Below are 21,996 nucleotides of genomic sequence, written 5' to 3'. Positions count from 1 at the left end.
TTACTAACCTTAATTTTATCGAGAAGATTCTCTTACAAAACAAAACTTTCTTAAATTCGTTTGGAAATAATTAATCACTAATCCCAAATTAGTTTATGAAAAACCTACTAATAGCATCAATCATGATGCTTACCTGCTCTACTTGGGCGCAATCTGCAACTGCTTATTTTGACAAAGCAATGAAAAAGGCCGAAGCTGGAAACACCAAAGGCGCTATCGCCGATTACACAAAGGCTATTAATATGAATACTAAATTTGCCGAAGCTTATTACAACAGAGGTGTAGCAAAATTCAAGTTAAACGACCTAAAGGGTGCTCAAACAGATTTTAGCAAAACAATTGACCTTGACAGCATGAATGCTGATGCTTTTACAGGAAGAGCAAACGTCAATTACAAATTACAAAATTTTCAAGGCGCAATAGACGATTGCACTTCTTCATTAGGTTTAAACCCGAAAGATTATATCGCTTACAATCTTAGAGGTCTTGCCTACAACTCTATAGGAGATAAAAAAAACTCCTGTAAAGATTTTACAAAAGCGATAGAATTAGGAAGTCAAAGTGCCGCCAAAAATAAAGCCACTTTCTGCAAATAATTTCAAATTAAGAATAAGCAGTTTGTGTAGATTTTATTCTTACAGACTGCTTACTTTTTTATCAAAGTAATAATTTTCTTAAAAAATAATATACTTTTTTTATTGTAAAAATATATTTTAAATACCAAAACCACCAAATCTCTATCTTTTTAATGTAGTTTTAAGGATACATCTAAGATTTTGTTTTACATTTGTTGACCTTAATTGCAAAAAATGATAAACAATATTAAAACTGTTTTCAGTATTAAAGATCTGGAGAACTTATCTGGAATTAAAGCACATACCATTCGCATCTGGGAAAAAAGATATAATATTCTTGAACCAATGCGTACTGATACGAATATCCGATTTTATAATCTTCATAATTTACAGAAGCTTTTAAATATTACATTATTGCATGAATATGGATATAAGATTTCTAAAATTGCAACATATCCAGAAGAAAGAATACCGCAATTGGTACGCGAAATAATTTCTAAGAAAAATTCGCAAAACTATGCCATCACCTCTTTCAAAATGGCGATGATGAATTTTGACCAAGAATTATTCTTCAACACTTTTGATTGGCTTATTTCTGAAAAGACTTTTAAAGAGGTTTTTAAAGAACATTTTTTGCCGCTTTTAAAAGAACTTGGATTATTATGGCAATCGGAAACAATTACGCCAGCAAATGAACATTTTATGAGTCATTTGATTAAACAAAAAATCCTAATTTATACCGAAGCGCTTCAAATTAGAAAACCTACCAAAACAGATAGAATTTTTGTTTTATCGCTTCCACTAAACGAAATTCACCAAATTGGATTATTGTATCTGCAATATGAAATTTTAGACAAAGGATACAAAACCATCTATTTGGGAGAAAGTATGCCGATTGAGAATTTACAGGATTTAACCAAACATTTTGAAAACATTACATTCGTTTCATTCATGACTATTCAGCCAGACAGAAGCGTAATCAATCAATATGTAAAATCAATGGGGCAAAAATTACTGCAAAAGAACAATGAAATCTGGCTTATGGGGCAAATGGTAGAACATATAGATCAGAAAGTTTTACACGAAAGAATTCGAATTTTTGATTCTATGGAGGAAACTATTAACATGATCTAATTTTATTTTGTTTAAGTTTTTCTTATATTTGTTAAACAAATGAGAAAAACTATCCAAATAATAGGTTCTGGCTTCTCTTCTTTAGCGGCCGCGTGTTACCTTGCCAAACAAGGAAACGAGGTTACTATCTATGAAAAAAACTCAACTATCGGAGGTCGCGCAAGACAATTCAAAAAAGACGGTTTTACTTTTGACATGGGCCCAAGCTGGTATTGGATGCCAGATGTTTTCGAACGTTTTTTTCAAGACTTCAATAAAAAACCTTCAGATTATTATGAGCTTATAAAATTAAATCCTGCCTATCGGGTTTATTTTGGAATTAATGATTTTATTAGCATTTACGATAATCTCGAAGAAATAAAATACACTTTTGAAACCATCGAGAAAGGCAGCGGTCAAAAACTGCAAAACTTTATCGATCACGCTAAAAGCAATTATGATATTGCTATTAAAGATTTGGTATATCGTCCAGGAATTTCTCCTCTCGAGTTAATTACAAAAGAGACAGCATTAAAACTCAATCAGTTTTTTAAAAATGTGAGTGCTGATATCCGCAAGAATTTTAAAAACGAACGCTTAATTCAGATTTTAGAATTTCCTGTTTTATTTCTGGGGGCAAAACCTACCAAAACTCCTTCTTTTTATAATTTTATGAATTATGCCGATTTTGGTTTAGGAACTTGGCATCCAAAAACGGGAATGTTTGATGTCGTTCGCGGAATTGAAAAATTAGCTCTAGAACTTGGCGTTACAATCAAAACCAATTCACCAATTGAGAAAATAATCGTTGAAAACAAAACAGCAAAAGGAGTTGTTATAAACGGCGAAATCATAAAAGCAGATATAGTTTTAAGTGGTGCCGATTATCAGCATTCCGAAACTTTACTCGAAAAAGAGCACAGAATGTACTCTGAAAAATATTGGGAAAATAGAATTTTTGCTCCTTCTTCTCTCCTATTTTTTGTTGGTTTTGATAAAAAAATAGAAAACGTTTCGCATCATGCTTTATTTTTTGATGTCGATTTCAATCAGCACGCTGTTGATATTTACGATAATCCAAAATGGCCTGAAGCTCCTTTATTTTATGCCAATTTCCCATCGAAAACGGATAAAACCGCTGCTCCAGACGGAATGGAATCTGGATTTTTCTTAATTCCGCTTGCTCCCGGAATTGAAGATACCGAAACACTTCGAGAAGAATATTTTGAAAAGATAATCACTCGTTTTGAACAACTTACACAACAAAAGATAAAAAATAACATTATCTTTAAGAGAACATTCTGCAAAAATGATTTTGTAACAGATTATAATGCATACAAAGGAAATGCTTACGGAATGGCAAATACATTATTGCAAACGGCTTTTTTAAGACCAAAATTAAAAAGCAAAAAAGTCAAGAATCTGTTTTTTACAGGACAATTAACTGTTCCTGGCCCAGGTGTTCCGCCTGCTTTAATTTCAGGAAAACTAGCAGCTGAATTAATTCAAAAATCACTAAGATCTTAAAAATGAAATCACTATTCGACGCCGTTTCTTTCAAATGCAGCAAATTAGTAACTAAAAGTTACAGCACTTCATTTTCGCTTGCTGTAAAAATGCTTTCGCCAAGTATTCGCGATGCCATTTACAGCATTTATGGATTTGTTCGTTTTGCTGACGAAATCGTAGATTCTTTTCACGAATATGAAAAAGAATATCTTATCGATGATTTCGAAAAAGAATATTACAAAGCAATGGAATTAGGCATTAGCTTAAACCCAATTTTAAATTCGTTTCAGCATACTGTCAAAGAATATAATATTACAGACGATTTGGTTCAGGCTTTCTTAAAAAGCATGAAAATGGATCTGATAAAATCAAACTATCAAACACAAGCAGAATACATCGACTATATCTATGGTTCTGCCGATGTTGTTGGGCTAATGTGCCTGAAAGTCTTTGTTTCTGGAAAAGAACATAAATACGAACAATTGAAAAATGAAGCTATGCGTTTGGGTTCTGCCTTTCAGAAGGTAAATTTCTTGAGAGATTTGAAAGATGACAATACGATCTTAAACCGAACATATTTTCCGGGAATTAATTTGAATAATTTCAACGAAGATTCTAAAACACAAATCATTAAAGAAATTGAAGAAGATTTTAGAATTGCCTATCAAGGAATTGTAAAACTTCCGATTGAAGCTAAATTCGGCGTTTATACAGCTTACATTTATTATAGAAAATTACTCAAAAAACTCAAAAACACGCCTTATTATGAAATTGGAAATTCTAGAATACGAGTTTCTAATTATACAAAAGCGGGACTTTTGGCGCAGTCTTTTGTGACTTATAAATTGAAGTTGGTTTAATTTAAACCAAACGTTTGTCATCCTGAGCGAAGTCGAAGGACCACGGGAAGCTCGACAAAGATTGTCGTCTAAGATTGCGGAGCTACTTGCGGTCCTTCGACTTCGCTCAGGATGACAAAAAATGCGTTAATAATCATTTATAAAAACAAAAACTTTTTGAGTCAACAATTTATAATTTGCAGTTCAACTCAAAAAAAATTAAATAATACTTTTATTAATTCAACATTATAAAGAATGATTTCTTTCTTAATATTTTTAGGCGTTTTTCTCTTCATGGAATGTGTTACTTGGCTCACCCACAAATACGTTATGCACGGATTTATGTGGTATTTTCACGCCGATCATCATCAGCCAAAATATGAAAACACTTTTGAGCGCAATGATATTTTCTTTGTCATTTTTGCCACTCCGAGTATTATCTTATTTTATTTCGGCGTTCAAGGCGGATTTAATTATTTGTTTTTCATCGCATGCGGTATTACACTTTATGGTGTTTGCTATTTTTTAATTCACGATGTGTTAATTCATCAGCGTTTTAAATGGTTTAAAAACACCAAAAACAAATACTTAATCGGACTCAGAAAAGCACATAAAATTCATCACAAACATTTACAGAAAGAAAAAGGAGAATGTTTCGGAATGTTGTTCGTGCCTTTTAAATATTATAAAATGTAAATTGACTTTAAGGAGATGAAATTATACAAAATAGTAACCATACAGCATATTAATGCAAGTGTAGAAGACTGTTGGGATTTTTTCTCAAGCCCAAAAAATCTCCAGACTATTACACTCGATAATATGAGTTTCGAAATTCAGGATTTTGATGATAAACGCATGTATCAAGGACAGATAATTACTTATACTTTAAAACCGCTTTTCGGAATAAAAGTTTCATGGGTTACCGAAATTACGGCTTGTAAAGAAAATGAGTATTTTGTAGATATTCAGCAATTTGGTCCATACAAATTATGGCATCACAAACACTTTTTTGAGCGCACGCAAGATGGCGGAACCAAAATGACAGATGTTGTTCATTACGCCCTTCCTTTCGGAATCTTAGGTCGAATCGCGAACCAATTAGTAGTAAAAAACAAACTTAAAAGCATTTTCGATTATCGATATAATAAAATCGAAGAGTTGTTTAATTCGAAAAATGCTTAAAAATTCAAACACATAGAAACATAGTTTTTTTAATTGAAAAAAGGCGTTTCACTTATATAAACACACATAGCTATGTGTGAAGAAACGAGTTTCTTTTTAATTAACTTTCTAAAGAAAACTAAAACTTATGTCTCTATGTGTTTAAAAAATAACACTCAACAATGACAAAACAAAAAGTTTCCTTTTTCTGGTTCAGACGTGATTTACGTTTAGAAGACAATACGGGATTATTTCACGCTTTACAATCTGATTCACCAGTAATTCCGTTATTTATTTTTGATGAAGATATTTTGGAACATCTTCCAAAAAATGACGCTAGAGTAACTTTTATTTATGATTCGCTTGCAAAAATAAATTCAGAATTAGAGAAATTAGATTCTTCAATCTTAATCAAAAAAGGAAAAACAAAAGATGTTTGGAGATCACTTATTGATGAATTTGACATTCAAAATGTATTCTTTAATAAAGATTATGAACCTTTTGCCATTAAACGTGACACAACAATTTCGGCTTTATTGAAAGAAAAAAACATCGAATGTTTTTCATATAAAGACCATGTTATTTTTGAAGAAAAAGAAATCACAAAAGCAGATGGACTTCCTTACACGGTTTACACTCCTTATAAAAATAAATGGTTGGAGAAATACCACTTTTCAGGTTCAGCTCCAGAATATGATGCTGTTCCGTTTCAATCTAATTTTACTAAAAAGCAATTCAAATTTCCCGATTTATCTGAAATTGGTTTTGAAAGAAGTGCTATCAAAGTCCTTCCGCATAATTTAACACAAATTGCCAATTATAAAGAAACTAGAGATTTTCCAGCTTTAGACAGCACTTCTTATCTTTCACCACATTTGCGTTTTGGTACAGTCAGCATTAGGAAATTAGTGAATTGGGCAAACCGAAAAAATCATACTTTTTTAAGTGAATTAATTTGGAGAGAATTCTTTATCCAGATATTATTTAGTTTTCCAAATTGCGTCAATCATAATTTCAAGTCCAATTATGACGGAATTCAATGGCGAAATAACGAAGAAGATTTTAAACGCTGGTGTTCGGGTACAACAGGTTACCCGATGGTAGATGCAGGAATGCGTCAGTTAAACGAAACAGGATATATGCACAACCGCGTTCGTATGGTTGTAGCGAGTTTTTTGTGCAAACACTTACTGATTAACTGGCAATGGGGCGAAGCTTATTTTGCCGAAAAATTATTAGATTTTGAATTGGCTTCTAATGTCGGAAACTGGCAATGGGCTGCAGGAACGGGTTGCGATGCTGCGCCTTATTTTAGAGTTTTCAATCCAGAGATTCAGCAAAAAAAGTTTGACGAAAAAGGAGAATACATTCGCAAATGGATTCCAGAATTTGATTTCGGATATGCAGAACCTATGGTCGATCATGCTTTTGCCAGAGATCGAGCGATTGCGACTTATAAAGCTGGGATTTTGAAATAAAGTTATTTTGTTTCAGGTTTCAGGTTTCAGGTTTCAGGTTTCAGGTTTTTACTGGACGGTTTTTTTTACGCAGATTTATACGCAAACTTGTCATCCTGAGCGAAGTCGAAGGATCGCAATCCGAATCGACAATCTTTGTAGAGCTACTTGCGGTCCTTCGACTTCGCTCAGGATGACAGCTTAAACAAAAAAACTTTGTCAAAGTTTTAAACTTTGACAAAGTTCTATACATAAAGTTGAGCCAACTTGAAACTTGAAACTTGAAACTTTAAACCAGAAACAAAAAAACTTCTAATACTTCAAATAATTCTCAACCACAATTTTCGCTTTCAAATCGAACATTAAATTATAAAGTCCGAAGAAAGTACGGTTCATGTAGATGAAGTGTTTAGAACCACGATTTCCATTCATTTTTTTCAAATTGGTATCGGCTGAGAAACGTTTTCCTAATTCTGCAATTGCGTTGAAAAATTCTTCATCGGCAAAATCGAAAGTTTCGTTTTGGAAAGGTTTCGTAAAAAGCGATAATAATTCATGAAACATTTCAGTAAAATATTCAATTTCAGCAGGCGTGTCGTCTAGTCTAAGAATTTCTAATTCGAATAATTTATCATTGAAAAGCTTTGCGTCAGTAATTACATTTTTATTAATTAATTCGAAATACGGCGTATAAAATTCTTCTGGAATTTGCTTCATACAACCGAAATCTAACGCAATTAACTGGTTTTGATCATCAACCAAAAAATTCCCTGGATGCGGATCGGCGTGTACTTTTCGCAAAACATGAATCTGGTACATATAAAAATCCCAAAGCGCCTGACCTAACTTATCTCCTATTTCTTGATCTGTATTTTTGGCTGTGAATTCAGAAAGATGAATTCCTGTCATCCAATCCATTGTAATAATTTTTTCGGATGAAAACTCAGGATAATAATTCGGAAAAGTGATATTCTCAATTTTACTGCAAGCGTCAACGACTTCCTGACTTTGTTTCAACTCTAACAAATAGTTTGTCTCTTCTATCAGTTTATCTTCAACTTCTTTAAAATATTTATCAGAATCCTTTCCTTGCAAATTAAACATTCGAATAGCAATTGGTTTCACCAAAGCCAAATCTGAAGAAATACTGTTGGCAACACCAGGATATTGAATCTTAACTGCCAGTTTTTTGTCATTTTTCTTTGCCAAATGCACTTGACCAATACTTGCCGCATTTACCGAATTCGGATTGAATTCATCAAAAATTTCATAAGGCGTTTTACCAAAATTGCTTTTGAAAGTTTTTAAAACTAAAGGAGCAGAAAGTGGCGGAACAGAAAACTGCGAAAGTGAAAATTTCTCTACATAAGCTTGCGGAAGAAAATTCTTGTCCATACTTAACATCTGCGCTACTTTCAGAGCACTTCCTTTTAAGCTTTTCAATCCATCATAAATATCTTCAGCATTATTTTCGTTCAATTTATCGCGGCTCAAATCTGGATTAACTATTTTTTCGGCATAATGCTTCACATAATTTACTCCGATTTTAGCACCTGTTTGAACCAATTTTCCAGCTCTTTCAATTTTTGAGGTCGGAATATAATCGATCGTTTTCATTATCTGCTGTGTACTTTTTCTTTAAACAAAAATTTTCCAAAATCTATCAGATGATTCATTGGCGCCACATTCATCAATTCAAATGAAGCATTTACCGATTTCTCGATAAAAATGTCTGTTTTTTCAAAAGCAGCAGATTCATCTTCCATCCAGAATTTAATCGTTAACATTAATTGTAACCAAGAAGATTCTTGAATGGCTTTTTCCTGAAATTTCTGAAATCTCTCTTGTTCCAGTCTATAATCATCAGTTAAGATTTCAGCAACATATTCTTTGAAACTATTTCGAAGTGTAGTTAACTGCACTAAGTTTTTTAATGGATTTCTATCAATTTTAAGTGTTTGAAGTACATAACTTCTATTGGCAGTCAGAATTTCGAAGAAAGTAAAATAGAAGCTCAGCATTTTGTTTTTCATGTCATATTGCTGATACTCTTCATTTTTGTGAAGAAGATTTACAGTGTTTTCAAAAAACAATCGAAATATTTCTTTTTCTAAACCTTCTAATGTTCCAAAAAAAGCATAAAACTCAGCTTCGGTAAAATCATTTTCTTTGGCAAAATGATAAACCGATTTTGGTTTTTGACCTTTTTCTAAAACCTCATCCATATATTTTGAAACGATATCATCTTTGGTAATTACCTTCTTTTTAGTCGTCATCTTATTAAAATTTAGAATTTGGTATAAAGGTAAACATTGTTTAACTACCTTTACTCATAACCAAACGCAATACACTGTTAAATATATTATAAACTATTATGTTTCAAAACGTTCTATTAACTGGAGGAAGTGGCTTCATCGGGAAACATCTAACAGATGTTTTAATTGAAGCTGGATTTTCTGTATCCGTTTTGAGTCGTTCCGATAAAGAAGATACTGCAAGAGTAACTTTTTACAAATGGGATTTAAAGAAGAATTATATTGACGAAAATGCCGTTTTAAATGCCGATTATATAATTCATCTTGCTGGCGAAGGAATTGTAGAAAAAAGATGGACGAATAAAAGAAAAAAAGCCATTTTAGAAAGTCGCACAAAACCAGTCGATTTGATTTTTTCTGTTTTAGAAAAACACAATAAAAAACTCGAAGCTTTTGTTTCAGCATCGGCAGTTGGAATTTACGGAGCTTTTACCAGCCATAAAATATGCAAAGAAGAAACGCCTCCAGCAAATGATTTTTTAGGAACCGTTTGCCAAAAATGGGAAAGTGCTGCAGATAAAATTGGCTCTTTAAATATTCGAACTGTCAAAATAAGAACGGGCATCGTTTTAGGAAAAGACGAAGGTTTCTTGAAAAAAATGACTCCATCCTTTAAATCTGGTTTTGGCGCCATTCTAGGTTCTGGAAAGCAATATTTACCTTGGATTCATGTCGAAGATTTATGCCAGATTTATTTAAAAAGCCTCCAAGACACAAGACTTGAAGGCCCTTATAATGCATGTATTACCGACAATACTACAAATTCAAGACTTTCTAAAATAATAGCCAAAATCTACGGATATACCATTTGGCTTCCTAAAGTTCCTCCTTTTGTTTTAAAAATACTTTTGGGAGAAATGAGCATTGTCATTCTGACTGGACAACGAGTTTCCTCAGAAAAAATTCAGAAAACGGGTTTTGAATTTTACTGTAACGATCTCGAAAAAACTTTAATAAATTGCCTGAAGTAGGTTTTATTTCAACGTCAGCAGCATTTCTTCTGTGCGAATAATGCCCGTCAGTTCTGTATTTGCCGTTTGTGAAATTTTAGAAGCGATTGCTCCAGGAATTTTGATGTTAAAATCTGAAACTAAGATTGGAAAATCTGAAATAATCTGAATTCCGTTATCTACTTTTTTGATAAAAGCGTTTACTACGATTTCTTTTGCCTTCCCTCGTAAATAAAGTTTTCCTTTAATTTCATACTTCTTTTCGATTTCATCAATATCTTTCAAATCGAACTTTTGTATTTTTCCTTTAAATACGGCTTTAGGATAACGATCACTTTCCATATAATTTTCGTTAAAATGCTCTTGCATTAAATCGAGTTTAAAACGAAAATCTTTGATGGCAACAGTACAGATAAAAGTACTGGATTTAGGTTCCAAAAGAATAGAAACCTGTCTGTTTACAGCTTTTACTTCTTCAAACAAAGGAACAGAAGCTTCAAAATTTACAGTTCCTGAATTGGTAAAAAATTTGTCTTGGGCAAGGACAGAAATAGCGGTAAAAAATAAAAATAATAAGGTAGTTGTTTTCATAATCGTCTACAGTTAAACAATTATGTCATTCTATTTATTTTAGTGAATAATATAGAACGGCAGTACTCAGTGAAAAAATTCCGTAACCCAATTGTTATACTTAAAGTTACGGAATTTTTACTTGTAAAGTTTTATTAGTACTGCTAAATATTTGTGAATATTTTTGTGTTGTAAAATGAGGATTGTGAAATGTAAAACTCTTTCGAAAATTAGCTTTTTACCTCTGTACAAATTTCAATTAAAAAGCCATTTAAATCCCTTACGTATGCAACAATTTGTCCCCACGGTTTTTCTACAGGCTCAGAAACAATAACTGCTCCAAAAGAAGTTGCTTTCTGCAAAACTTCAGGTACGTTTTCTGTTATAAATCCGATTTCGATTGCAAAAGGTTTGTCTTCTAAACTACTTTCTATAAAACCATCTTTTAAATTGCTTTCTGCTAATTTTTTAGAAGCAAATGAAAGTGTCGTTTCACCCGTTATTAATTCGCCATAATCGTTATCGGGCGAAACAAATTTTCTCGAAAAATCGAATGCGTTTTCATAAAACGAAATCGACTCTTCGACATTTTCAACGTATAAAATGGTATATCCAAACTTTATCATAATTTCTAGTATTTAATGTGTAATACATAAATATAAGAAAATTAGCTTATTTCTAAAAGAACATTATATTTTTCTAAACTCGCTAAATCTTCTATCGAATTAATGCTAGCCAATTTTTCATGTTCTTCTACTTCTTTTCGAACTTCGATATGTTTGATTGCTTTTCTAAAACGGCGAACTTCTTGCAGATTAGACAAAATTAATCCAGGAACCTGAACACTTTTTCCTTCTTTGTCTTTAGCAACCATTGTAAAATATGACGAATTACAATGTTTAATTACGCCAGTTTGAATATTTTCTGCTTCAACGCGAATTCCGACAACCATAGAACTTCTCCCAACATAATTTACAGAAGCTTTCATTGTTACTAATTCTCCAACTTCAATTGGTTTTAAAAAGTTTACAGTATCTACTGAAGCCGTAACGCAATAATTACCACTAAATTTAGATGCCGAAGCAAAAGCGATTTGATCTAATAATTGCAAAATATATCCTCCGTGAATTTTACCACTAAAGTTGGTATGCGACGGAAGCATTAATTCTGATATGCTAACTTTTGACGAAGAAACGGGTTTAAAATCTGTACTCATGTTTTTGTTTTTGGTATTTTTTTGATTAGTTGTATTCTGTATTCTTTTCGGTCTTTTTCTATGTTCTTTCTTCTATACTCTTTCTTCTATACTCTTTCTTCTTTTAATCTAATTCAATAATTCATTTTCATCTGAATTTATAGCTCTTGCAATAATATTTTCTGGAAGCGATTTCTTAGCCTTCGCTCCCATTTTTTTTAATCTTTCTACGCTTGAGATTAGGTTTCCTTTTCCGTCGACTAATTTATTCATAGCGCTTTCGTATTCTGTTTTGGTATCTTTAATTTTATTTCCAATTCGAACTAAATCAGAAACAAAACCTTCAAACTTATCATATAATGCGCCGGCTTGTCTTGCAATCTCGAAGGCATTTTCCTGCTGTTTTTGATTCGTCCACATGCTGTCAATCGTTCGTAAAGTAGCCAAAAGTGTACTTGGCGTTACAATTACAATATTTCGATCAAAAGCTTTGGCATATAAAGTCGGATCTTCATTTAAAGCAATGGCAAATGCGGGTTCCATCGGAATAAAAAGCAGAACAAAATCTGGACTTTCGATTTGATATAAATCGTGATAATTTTTGTTTCCTAGCTGTTCTACGTGTCTTTTTATAGAAATTACATGTTCTTTTAGTAATTCTATTTTCAACAAATCAGATTCTTCATTTACCCATTTTTCATATGCCACAAGCGAAACTTTAGAATCGACAATCATTTTCTTTCCGTCTGGAAGATTTATTACAACGTCTGGAAAAACACGATTTCCTTCGGCATTGGTAAAACTTTGCTGTACCTCGTATTCTCTTCCTTTTTCAAGACCAGATTTTTCAAGAACACGTTCTAGAACCAATTCGCCCCAATTTCCTTGCATTTTAGAATCGCCTTTTAGTGCTTTTGTTAGGTTTAAGGTTTCTTTGCTCATTTGCGCGTTCATTTCACTCAAACCAATAATCTGCTGACGAAGGGCCGCATGATAATCAATACTTTCTTTGTGAGTCTGATCTACTTTTTGCTCAAAAATGTGAATTTTATCCTGAAGTGGCAGCAGAATATTTTTCATGTTCTCGCTGTTTTGTTCGGTAAACTTTGCCGATTTTTCTTCGAGAATTTTATTGGCTAGATTTTCAAATTCTTTGGTAAATTTTTCCTGAAGCTCATTGATTTCGTTTTTTTGTTCTTTATGTCTTTCCCATAAATTTTCAAAATCAACTTCTTTTTTAGAAAGCTGAATTGCTAAACTGTCTTTTTCTGTTCGAATGTTTTCTTTCTCTGCATTATTCAATTGCAATTGTTTCTGAAAATTATTTTTTTCACTTTCAAATTGCTCTTTCTGCATTTGCAACTGACTATTTATTGCCTGTAATCTTTCTTCAGAAATGGCTTTTTCTGCATGGTTTTTAGACGCAGAAAGCAATTTTCCTACGTATATCCCAATAAATAACGCTACTATAAAACCCAACAAAAACGGTAGATAATCCAACATAACTAAGTTTATTTTACGTAAAAGTACGCAATAATACGTAGTACTTAGTTTTAAAAATAAAAATTTCACGAATTCAGAATTAATCCAAACTAAACCAACATTTTATTTTTAAAAAAAAATTTACACCTCAACGCAACCTTTTTTTAAAACCCTTATCTACAAGATATAACCTATTACAAAATATTCATGAAAAAATTAATGCTTGGCTTGTTTGTAGCCTTCGGAATTAGTGCTTGCTCATTAGGAGACGATACTAAATATGCAGATTGCGGTGCTAGTACACTTGTAGAATTTACAGGATTCCCTTTATTATGTAACTATAGTGTAAAAACTCCTCCTACTACAGCTGCAGTAACTGTAGTTGGTAGTCAGACAAAAATGGATGATTTATTCTCAAAACATGCAAATAGCTGTAATGTTTCAAGCGATCCCAATATTGATTTTACAAAAAATTATTTAGTGGGAGTTTTTGCTGGACCAAAACCTACAACGGGTTACTCTATAAAAATTACATCGATTGTAGAAGATGCTTGCCAAGTTGTTGTAAATTATTACGAAAAAGCGCCTGGAGCTAATGAAAATGTTTCACAAACACCAACTAACCCATTTGATGTCGTTTTAATTCCAAAAACATCAAAACCATTTATTTTCTTTAAAAGAGAAGAAAGTTCAAATAATATAATTGTGGGAAGTTATTCTAATCAATGTACTGGTGCAGATTGCCAAAAATTCTTCCAGATCAATGATTACAATACTTTAAAATTCTTAAACGTTGAGGCTGGACAATACGATTTTAGCCAATATAAATATGTCCCAACTATTAAAAGAGGAGAATATACTTTATTGCTAAAAGATGTTCCAGCAGAGATTTTAGCTCTTAATGGACAAACTAAAACATACGGTACTCCAAACGAATCTGCTCAAGGTGGAGTTTATTTTGAATTGAATCAAAACGCTGTTATTACTCGAGTTTATATTGATAACGCTGATACTGCAGATCAAACTGCAGCTATTAAAGCTTTCAAAAAAATAATTCAAGATAAAATTACTAGCTTAAAATAATCCAATTATGAAAAAACTTTTGTTATCATTTATCGTTTGCTTTCTATTTACGACAGGTTATTCTTTAGATGCTTCTAAAGTGGCTTCAGGATCAATAGTAAATACTTGGACTTGGGAAAAATCTATTGGAGGAAATACAAATCCGTATATGGCAACGCCTAAAACAATTGGATTTAATAAGAAAATCGCCTTTACTCCTAATGGAAGAGTAATTACTTATAAAAATAATGTTGAGATTAGAAATAGTGCTTATCAAGTAGAAAAAGGAATTGGTATTTTAGATCAGTCAGAACACGATCTAATTTCGTTCGAGGGTAAAACTTACATCATAGAAAACCTTGACAATCAAAACCTAACAATTGTATCAAACGATGAAGATGGTGCTCGAACTATTTTTAAAAGATAGTTTTGTAAACTATTATAAACTATTTTTGCAAAATCAAATTTGAACCATTTCTTGAAAGACGACGTAGAAAAATATATCAAACTGTGCATGAAAAATGACAGAGAGGGACAACTGAAAATATATCAGTTGTTCTCTCCTGTTTTGTATGGAATATGTTTGAAATATATGAAAAATGAGGACGATGCCAAAGACGTTTTTCAGGAAGCTTTTGTGATTGTTTTTCAGAAAATAAGCCAATATAAATTTGAGGGAAGTTTTGAAGGATGGATGAAACGGATTTTCATTAACAAGCTCATCGAAACTTTAAATAAAAAGAAGAAAGAAAGTTTTTTTCTAGATGTATTTGATCCCGACACCGATTTTGTCGAAGAGGAAGAACTAGAAGTTATTCCGATGGAACAAGAAAAACTACTAGAATATATTCGGGATTTGCCAGATCAATATCGAACGGTTTTCAACTTGTATGTTTTCGAAAAAATGAAACACAAAGAAATAGCCGAATTATTGAAAATCTCCGAAGGAACATCAAAATCAAATTTAAACCGCGCCAAACACATTTTACAAAAGCGAATTTTGAGTATCAAAAATTTTAAGACAGCATGAAGAAGCATAAAATAGAAGATATTTTTTCATCAATGGAAGACTTTTCGAGTGTTCCGCCTCCAGAATTGTGGGGTCAGATTGAAGAAAAACTAGATAAACCTAAAAAGAAGAAGAGAGCTATTCTTTGGTGGTCGGCTGCTGCATGCTTATTATTGGGGCTGCTTCTGCCTTCAATTTTATATTTTACTGGTTCGCCTCAAAACAACAATTTAAACAATGGCGGTTTTGATACTAATAGCGTAGTTCTAGACAACAATAAAAATCAGCATAACAAAACAACATCTGATGAAAATGCTGATAAAACTTTAGATACAACAGCAAATGAGGTTGTATCAACAAAAGAACAATTAGATAATCAACAGCCAAATCAAAATCAAGAAAATGCTGTTGCTCATTCGGATTCAAAAAGCAAGGAAACAAATAGCAATTCTAAATCAGAGGATAAAATCAATAGAAATACTCCAAATCAAAATTTCTCCAATCAGAATTTTATTGCTTCAGAAGAAAAAACAACGGTTAAATCTTCTGCGAAATCTCCTTTAGAAAAAAACAAAAAAACAGCAAACAAAGGAATTTCGGAAGAAAGGATTGCTTTTGGTAAACCAAGTAAATTTAATTCGACAGCTCAAAAACAGCTTTCAAATTCGATTTTTGATGAACAGTTTATTCCAAAAAACAACAAAAATTTAGCTCTTAACAACAATAATGCTTTTGTAAACAACGGTAATTCTAAACAAAACTTGAATAATCCTAAAAACAATAATGCTGAAAAAATAGCAAACACTGTTGGAAAAGAGAATTCAAAATTTGGAATGCCTTTAACTAAACAAGATTCTGTACAACTTGCAGAACTTCAAAACTTAGAAAAAGGTATTTTGCCTTTAGAAGAGAAAAAGGATAAGAAAGAGAAAAAAGATAAAAAACTGGATTTAAAAGACAGATGGGCTTTGGCAGTTTTTGCTGGTGTAGCAAGTTCTGAAAACACTAAAAACGAAAAAACTTTAGGCAACGTAAACGATTCTAAACAATCGAATTCATACGGAGTTAAAACCAAATATAATATTAGCAACAAATGGGCTGTTAGTTCTGGATTTAAATTGAATGAATTAGGACAAAGTGTTGCCAACGTATCTTATGTAAGTGCCAAAGGAAATACTCTTTTTGTACCTGGAGTTGCTGCAAGTAATAATGCGGCTTCTGTAGCGGGAAATTCAGAATATATTTTAATCTCAAACAGTACGAAAGAAGCTCTAAAAAGTGATAATATACAAAGTGGAAAACTGGATCAGAATTTAAGATATATCGAAATGCCTCTTGAGGTTTCTTATTCTGTTTTTAATCGAAATAAAGCCAGTATAAATGTAAATACTGGTGGTTTTGTTGGTAAGTTAATATCAAATAATGTTGCTTTAGACGGTCATAATATCGGACAGAATGTAACTGCAAACGATTATGTTTATGGTTCAACTTTAAGTAGTACGGTTCAATATCGCGTCTATAAAAAAACAAATGTTTTTGTAGAACCGGCAATGAATTATTATATTAATCCATTAAACAATCAGTCTTTCAACCAGTTTCAGTGGGGTTTAAATTTTGGTTTAAATGTTTCTTTCTAAGTTTAATTTGTAGTACTTTTCAGAAAAAAAATAAAATTCATTTTTCATGGACATTACAATTTCTGAAATAAATTCAAAATCAATTTCAAAAGACTTATTTAATGCTAAAGAAATTATTTTTGATAAAGTTGGTTTTGAATTAACTAATCTTCAAAAAGAAGATGAAAGTGACGAATACAGTGCTTTTCGTTTTTCTTTAAACAACAAAAAAATCTGTTACAGAGAAGCCAAAATAACACCAACTAAAACGGGCCAATTTGTTACTTTATGGAAGCGTAATACTTCTGGAATTATTGAACCTTTTGATTATTCTGATGCAATTGATTTTGTAATTGTAAGCGTTAGAAAAGATCAAGATTGGGGACAATTTATTTTTCCGAAAAGTATTTTACTAGAAAAAGGTGTTTTTTCTACCGCAACAAAAGAAGGAATTAGAGCAACAAGAGTTTATCCGCCTTGGGACGAAACGACAAGTAAACAAGCTCAAAAAACACAAAAATGGCAATTGGATTACTTCTTTCATTTTACAAATAATGAAATTGATTTCGATCGACTAAAAAAAATATTCGCATAAAAAAAGGCAGTCTTTAAATGACTGCCTTTCCTTTTATGGTGAAGATTTATTATTTTTTGATAATCTTATCTTTAAAAATCACCTTGTTGTTTTCGGTAACTGTGTAAATATAGAATCCAGAAACTAAATTGTGAACAGACATAACTGCTGTACTAATTTCAGATTCGCTTTGTACGCTAATCGGATTTCCAATTACATGTCCGTTGATATCATAAAGTTTAATTTTTAAATCTCTTCCTTGTGCTGTTTGCAAATCAAAATTAACAACATCGGTTGCAGGATTTGGATACGCACGAACAACATATTTGTTTTTACCTCCAAAATCAGGAACAGCCAAAACATCTTGTTTCAATTCGAAACGAGCAATTACAGGTCCGTGATCTGAAGTTGTTGTCGTATAACTTGCTATATCATTTCTTGGGTCATAAACTGCTGTTGAATTTGCAATATAATCATCAAACAATTCATTAGAAATTGTAATATGATCTAAGAATCCGCCTGAGCTTAAGAAACTGTACGCACCAGCTTGACTGATTTCTAAAGTCAAAGCTTTGTAATTATTAGTATCATTTACAAAAGCTTCATAAGAAGAAGGCTGACCAGCAATTACAGAAGCTTTTACGTCATCATTATAATCTCCCAAAAGAATGATATTTGAATCTGCATAATGTGCATCTAAACTATCTTTTAGAACTTGCGTATCGTATTTACGCATGTTGTAACGTGAAATATCTGTTCCGCTATTTGCACGTGCGTGAAGATCAATTAACTTAATTTCATTTTTAACTCCATTCAGATTCGTTTCTAAAGTTACCATATAAGGCAAACGTCCAGACGAGAAGAAACTGCTGCTAGATCCGCCAGGATAATTAGCTAGCGTTTTTGTACCAGCGCGTAGTTCATCGTAAAACTCTTTAAACATTACACGCGTTTTCTTCAATGTAGTTGTTTTTGTATTATAAAGAACAACTAATTTTTGTGGCGGGAAAGTCGGATCTGAAGTTGGATCCCATGAATAAGACCAAGAAGTTGAAACTGATTTTTCGAATGTCTTACCATTTACGTTTATTTTTGTAATTAAAGCATCAATCTGAGCATCGCTAGAAACCTCTTGAACAACATAAACGTCTGCATCTAATTTGTTCATCACTTTAGAAACATTTTCCAACTGTAAAGTTTTGTCTGCTGGACCATAAGCAGAAGTTGGAGCGCCGAAAAATTCTAAGTTATAAGTCACAACATCAAAAGTATCTGCTTTTGGTAAAGAAGAACCTGTTAGTGAACCAATTTGTTTGTTTAATGAAGTTCCAGTTACCGTAAGTACACCAGAAATTTTCAATTCTTTTGTTGTTGGAATAAATCTTGCGTAAAGTGTAGTTCCGGCAGCAGCTGTCGCAGAAGGAACTACTATGCTTGAAGCAAATGAAGCATTATCTAATGATAATTGATATGAAGCTGGAGCCGTAAGAGTTAAATCTCCGTAACCATCAGCTTTAAATGCAAAAGACTGGCTCGCAGAAACTGTATTTTGAGCTACATCTCCAAAATCTAAAACTGGATTTGAAGCTACGTAACCTGATTCGTTTGTAATAGCAAAATCATCAAAAGACCATTCAGAAGCGTTATTAGTTCCGCCAGCTGTAGTTTCGTAAACCCAAGCCAAATAAGTATGATCTGTTTTGTAAGCTCCTAAATTGATGAACTCCGATTTTACATAACTTCCTGTAACGGTTGGAAAATTACCATCAATTTCTGTCCAAGTTGCCGAAGTAGGATCGCTTACACCATCGTAATTTGTAGAAACCATTAATTTTAAAGATGGTCCAGCATAGAATTTACGAGTGTAAAAAGACAATAATGGAAATTGTCCAAAAGAATCTAAACGTAATTTTGGAGAAATTAACCAATCTTTACTTGGCACATTTGTATCTGAGAAACCATTCATAAGAACTGCACCAGTTCCAGAATTTACATTTCGCGTTACATTGGTGTAAGTCCATTTATTTAAAGGTCCAGAAACATTGTACTGTGTCCATCCGCTGTTTGAAAGCACATTCGGATCATCAAAATTTTGGATATAAGGATTCGTTCCAATTCCAGAAACAGCAACTGTTTTGCTCAAAGCGCCAGTAGCTTCTTGTGTTATTGTTCCTGATAAAATACCCGCAGCACTTGGTTTAAAGCGAACATAAACTGTCGGTGTTGCATTTGAAGCAAAATCTACTGCATCATAAGAAACAGAAGATTGGAAAGTAGTATTGTCTTTTGAAACTGTAAAATTAGCCGTTGCCGTTACAATTACCGGAGCACTAATATTTGTTCCCTTAATTTGATAATTTAAACTAGCTGAATCTAAATTTTGTTCTACACTTCCAAAATTAAGTGATGCGGTTGTAGTTCTTATAGAAGGCACTAAAGCATTCGCAGTTGTAACCTCTAATTTGTTAACTGTTGTTTGAAGATTTTCAGAAATGTCTTCAGAAACAGAATAAACAATATAACCTGTATTTAAAGTTAATCCAGTAAAGATTTTTGAATACTCTAAAGATTTGTCAGCAATTGTCAATGATCCTGACTGTAAAGCTGCAACTCCTGTAGCATCAAAACCAGCTTTTACTTGTGCTGGAGTAGGTTGTGCGCTTCCTGAAGCAGTTAAAACGAAATATGTTTTACCTGTTTCATTAATTTTATTGATAAAATCAAAACCATCAGATAAAATTTCGACAGCTTTTGGATAACCTGATTCATTAACTGGAGGAGTTGAATCTCCTCCCACTTTTATATTATCAATTGCAAAAGACGGTCTAGAACCTCCTCCTCCGTTTTGTTTGCTAATCCATCTAATTTGCACTAAAGGCTGATTATCGCAATCTGCGGGCAAAGTAACGTTTATAGTCTGCGGATTTTGTGGAGTTGTTACTCCTGAACCTGTTTGCAAAGTAGTTCCGCTTACATAAGATGTTGTTGGTAAAGTCGTAAAATCACTTGTTTGCCCAACTCTATATTGCAGCACCATTTCGTTTATACGAGTGTTATTAGTTCCATCATAAGGATTACGAATAACCATCGCATCATACTGAATTTGAACAGCACTTTGACCAGTTGTAGAAAATGCGAAAGCAATAGTTAAATCTAAAGATCCGCTATTTAAGAAACCTATTTTCCCATTATAATTATGAAAATTTCCACTAGTAATTGATGCTGAACTACTAGCTGTAAGAGCTCTGTCTGCAACTAGGGTTGCACTAGTATTAAATGCAGAACCTGGAGAAGTAGAAGCTGTCCACCCTTGAAATCCATCTGGATACGCTGTAGCCGTCGCTGCTAGCGTATTAAAATTCTGTGTGTAAGGTAATGCTTGTGGAGTTGGCATTGTCTGGGCAAAAAGATTTCCAGAAAAGCAACCTAACAAACATAGAAAAGCCAGAAGCTGGCGCGAAAAGTAAAGTTTTTTCATACTGTTAAAGAATAGAGTTTTTAGAAGTCAAATTTATCGCCTTTAAAGTTAAGCCAATATTATAAAACCTTAAACTTAACGTTTGCTTATTTATCAATATTATTCAAAAAACCTTAAGACAATATTAAAGTTACTAAAATAAAATCAATCAAAAAGAAGAAACACCAAATATTATTCAAAACAAAACTATTAGAGAAACTCCTTTAAAAACTCTATATTTCTTACAAAAAAAAGCAGCAAACTTTCGTTTACTGCCTTCTCACTTTGTTATGTAGTCTAAAAATTATACTGCTGTATAACCTCCATCGGCTATAAAATAACTTCCTGTTGTGAATGATGATTTATCCGAATTTAAGAAAACTACCAACTCGGCAATTTCTTCTGGAGTTCCTAAACGGTTCATTGCCGATTTAGCGGCAACCGCATTCATCATATCTTTATTTAAATTATCTTTTAAAAGAGCTGTTTCTATATAACCTGGTCCGACAGCATTACATCGAATATTTTTCTGAGCATATTCAACTGCAATATTTTTAGTCAAACCAACAACACCATGTTTACTTGCTGTGTAGGCAACACTGTTTGGAGCTGCAACCTGACCATGAATTGAAGCGATGTTGACAATACTTCCTCCTCCATTTTTTTCCATTTGCTCTAATTGATAACGACAAGCGTAAAAAACACCGCTTAGATTAAGCGCTATTACTTTGTCCCAAGCTTCTGGTTCGTATTCTCCAGTTGGTTTTGCAGGCCCACCCATTCCTGCGTTGTTGCAAGCAATGTCAAGTCGACCGTATTTCGAAACCGTAACCTCAACCATATGTTTATTATCAGCGGCACTCGACGAATCTCCCTTTACAAAAAAAGCTTCTCCGCCTTTGTCTTTTATATATTTTACGGTTTCTTCACCGTGATCTACATTAATATCAGATACTACTACTTTTGCTCCTTCTCGAGCGTATGCTTCTGCAACTGCTCGTCCGATTCCTGAACCGCCTCCAGACACAAAAGCTACTTTATTTTCTAAAAGTGCCATTTTTTATATATTTTAAATTGATACCTCTAATTTACGAAGAACATCAATGAAAACG

Annotated in this window: 21 protein-coding genes; 13 read left to right on the top strand and 8 right to left on the bottom strand. The window is 32.7% G+C overall.

Annotation, left to right across the window (positions count from 1 at the left end; genetic code table 11):
* The first annotated feature begins 95 nt into the window (after window positions 1–95).
* From HNP35_RS21900 to HNP35_RS21870, 7 genes are all read left to right on the top strand, one after another.
* Window positions 96–596, top strand: a complete 501-nt coding sequence (locus HNP35_RS21900; RefSeq protein ID WP_246453641.1) for a tetratricopeptide repeat protein — start codon at window positions 96–98, stop codon at window positions 594–596.
* A 213-nt stretch (window positions 597–809) separates the two neighbouring features.
* Window positions 810–1,709, top strand: a complete 900-nt coding sequence (locus HNP35_RS21895) for a MerR family transcriptional regulator (protein ID WP_184167141.1) — start codon at window positions 810–812, stop codon at window positions 1,707–1,709.
* A gap of 39 nt (window positions 1,710–1,748) precedes the next feature.
* Window positions 1,749–3,215 carry a phytoene desaturase family protein gene (locus tag HNP35_RS21890; protein ID WP_184167159.1) on the top strand — a complete coding sequence of 489 codons (1,467 nt, stop codon included), beginning with the start codon at window positions 1,749–1,751 and terminating at the stop codon, window positions 3,213–3,215.
* Between the two features lie 2 nt (window positions 3,216–3,217).
* Complete coding sequence (locus HNP35_RS21885) at window positions 3,218–4,057, top strand: phytoene/squalene synthase family protein (RefSeq protein WP_184167162.1); 840 nt, start codon at window positions 3,218–3,220, stop codon at window positions 4,055–4,057.
* Between the two features lie 234 nt (window positions 4,058–4,291).
* Entirely contained in the window at window positions 4,292–4,732 is a 441-nt protein-coding gene (locus HNP35_RS21880; RefSeq protein WP_184167177.1) for a sterol desaturase family protein, read from the top strand.
* A 15-nt stretch (window positions 4,733–4,747) separates the two neighbouring features.
* Entirely contained in the window at window positions 4,748–5,218 is a 471-nt protein-coding gene (locus HNP35_RS21875) for an SRPBCC family protein (protein WP_184167180.1), read from the top strand.
* Window positions 5,219–5,379: 161 nt separating this feature from the next.
* Entirely contained in the window at window positions 5,380–6,675 is a 1,296-nt protein-coding gene (locus tag HNP35_RS21870) for a cryptochrome/photolyase family protein (protein WP_184167183.1), read from the top strand.
* Window positions 6,676–6,966: 291 nt separating this feature from the next.
* Here the strand turns inward: HNP35_RS21870 and HNP35_RS21865 are convergent, their stop codons facing one another.
* Both HNP35_RS21865 and HNP35_RS21860 read right to left on the bottom strand, forming a co-directional pair.
* Window positions 6,967–8,271, bottom strand: coding sequence for an ABC1 kinase family protein (locus HNP35_RS21865; RefSeq protein WP_184167186.1), 1,305 nt, complete (start codon window positions 8,269–8,271; stop codon window positions 6,967–6,969).
* Entirely contained in the window at window positions 8,271–8,930 is a 660-nt protein-coding gene (locus HNP35_RS21860; protein WP_184167189.1) for a TetR family transcriptional regulator C-terminal domain-containing protein, read from the bottom strand. Before HNP35_RS21860 ends, HNP35_RS21865 begins: the two co-directional genes overlap by 1 nt.
* A gap of 98 nt (window positions 8,931–9,028) precedes the next feature.
* On the opposite strand from HNP35_RS21860, the gene HNP35_RS21855 reads away from it, so the two are divergent.
* Entirely contained in the window at window positions 9,029–9,940 is a 912-nt protein-coding gene (locus tag HNP35_RS21855; protein WP_184167192.1) for a TIGR01777 family oxidoreductase, read from the top strand.
* A gap of 3 nt (window positions 9,941–9,943) precedes the next feature.
* Here HNP35_RS21855 and HNP35_RS21850 read toward each other — a convergent pair whose 3' ends face one another.
* The 4 genes from HNP35_RS21850 to rmuC all read right to left on the bottom strand — a co-directional run bounded on the left by HNP35_RS21850 (window position 9,944) and on the right by rmuC (window position 13,187).
* A complete protein-coding gene (locus HNP35_RS21850; RefSeq protein ID WP_184167195.1) occupies window positions 9,944–10,510 on the bottom strand; it encodes a YceI family protein in 567 nt (188 codons plus the stop codon).
* Window positions 10,511–10,719: 209 nt separating this feature from the next.
* Window positions 10,720–11,115, bottom strand: a complete 396-nt coding sequence (locus tag HNP35_RS21845; RefSeq protein WP_184167197.1) for a VOC family protein — start codon at window positions 11,113–11,115, stop codon at window positions 10,720–10,722.
* Window positions 11,116–11,156: 41 nt separating this feature from the next.
* Window positions 11,157–11,705: an acyl-CoA thioesterase gene (locus tag HNP35_RS21840; protein WP_184167200.1), complete on the bottom strand. Its 549-nt coding sequence runs from the start codon at window positions 11,703–11,705 to the stop codon at window positions 11,157–11,159.
* Window positions 11,706–11,813: 108 nt separating this feature from the next.
* Window positions 11,814–13,187 carry a DNA recombination protein RmuC gene (gene rmuC, locus HNP35_RS21835; protein ID WP_184167203.1) on the bottom strand — a complete coding sequence of 458 codons (1,374 nt, stop codon included), beginning with the start codon at window positions 13,185–13,187 and terminating at the stop codon, window positions 11,814–11,816.
* Window positions 13,188–13,373: 186 nt separating this feature from the next.
* Between rmuC and HNP35_RS21830 the strand changes: the two genes are divergently transcribed.
* The 5 genes from HNP35_RS21830 to HNP35_RS21810 are packed head-to-tail and all read left to right on the top strand — an operon-like array spanning window position 13,374 to window position 17,448.
* Window positions 13,374–14,249, top strand: a complete 876-nt coding sequence (locus HNP35_RS21830; RefSeq protein ID WP_184167206.1) for a protease complex subunit PrcB family protein — start codon at window positions 13,374–13,376, stop codon at window positions 14,247–14,249.
* A gap of 7 nt (window positions 14,250–14,256) precedes the next feature.
* Window positions 14,257–14,655 (top strand): hypothetical protein, encoded by a 399-nt coding sequence (locus HNP35_RS21825; RefSeq protein WP_184167209.1) that lies wholly within the window; start codon window positions 14,257–14,259, stop codon window positions 14,653–14,655.
* A gap of 51 nt (window positions 14,656–14,706) precedes the next feature.
* Entirely contained in the window at window positions 14,707–15,258 is a 552-nt protein-coding gene (locus HNP35_RS21820; RefSeq protein ID WP_184167212.1) for an RNA polymerase sigma factor, read from the top strand.
* Window positions 15,255–16,874, top strand: a complete 1,620-nt coding sequence (locus HNP35_RS21815) for a hypothetical protein (RefSeq protein WP_184167215.1) — start codon at window positions 15,255–15,257, stop codon at window positions 16,872–16,874. The genes HNP35_RS21820 and HNP35_RS21815 overlap by 4 nt, the downstream gene beginning before the upstream one ends.
* Before the next feature lie 46 nt (window positions 16,875–16,920).
* On the top strand, window positions 16,921–17,448 hold the full coding sequence (locus tag HNP35_RS21810) for a MepB family protein (protein WP_184167217.1): 528 nt from the start codon (window positions 16,921–16,923) through the stop codon (window positions 17,446–17,448).
* A 49-nt stretch (window positions 17,449–17,497) separates the two neighbouring features.
* On the opposite strand, the gene HNP35_RS21805 is transcribed toward HNP35_RS21810, so the two are convergent.
* Together HNP35_RS21805 and HNP35_RS21800 are read right to left on the bottom strand one after the other, a co-directional pair.
* The gene (locus HNP35_RS21805) at window positions 17,498–20,905 is read right to left on the bottom strand and encodes a T9SS type A sorting domain-containing protein (RefSeq protein ID WP_184167220.1); all 3,408 of its coding nucleotides are present in this window, start codon (window positions 20,903–20,905) and stop codon (window positions 17,498–17,500) included.
* A gap of 283 nt (window positions 20,906–21,188) precedes the next feature.
* Window positions 21,189–21,941, bottom strand: coding sequence for an SDR family NAD(P)-dependent oxidoreductase (locus HNP35_RS21800; protein WP_184167223.1), 753 nt, complete (start codon window positions 21,939–21,941; stop codon window positions 21,189–21,191).
* Window positions 21,942–21,996 lie beyond the last annotated feature (55 nt).

This window comes from Flavobacterium notoginsengisoli (assembly GCF_014207905.1).
Classification (GTDB): Bacteria; Bacteroidota; Bacteroidia; order Flavobacteriales; family Flavobacteriaceae; genus Flavobacterium; species Flavobacterium notoginsengisoli_A.
The sequence above is the reverse complement of the archived record's forward strand: the minus strand, read 5'-3'. Positions and strand labels throughout refer to the sequence as shown.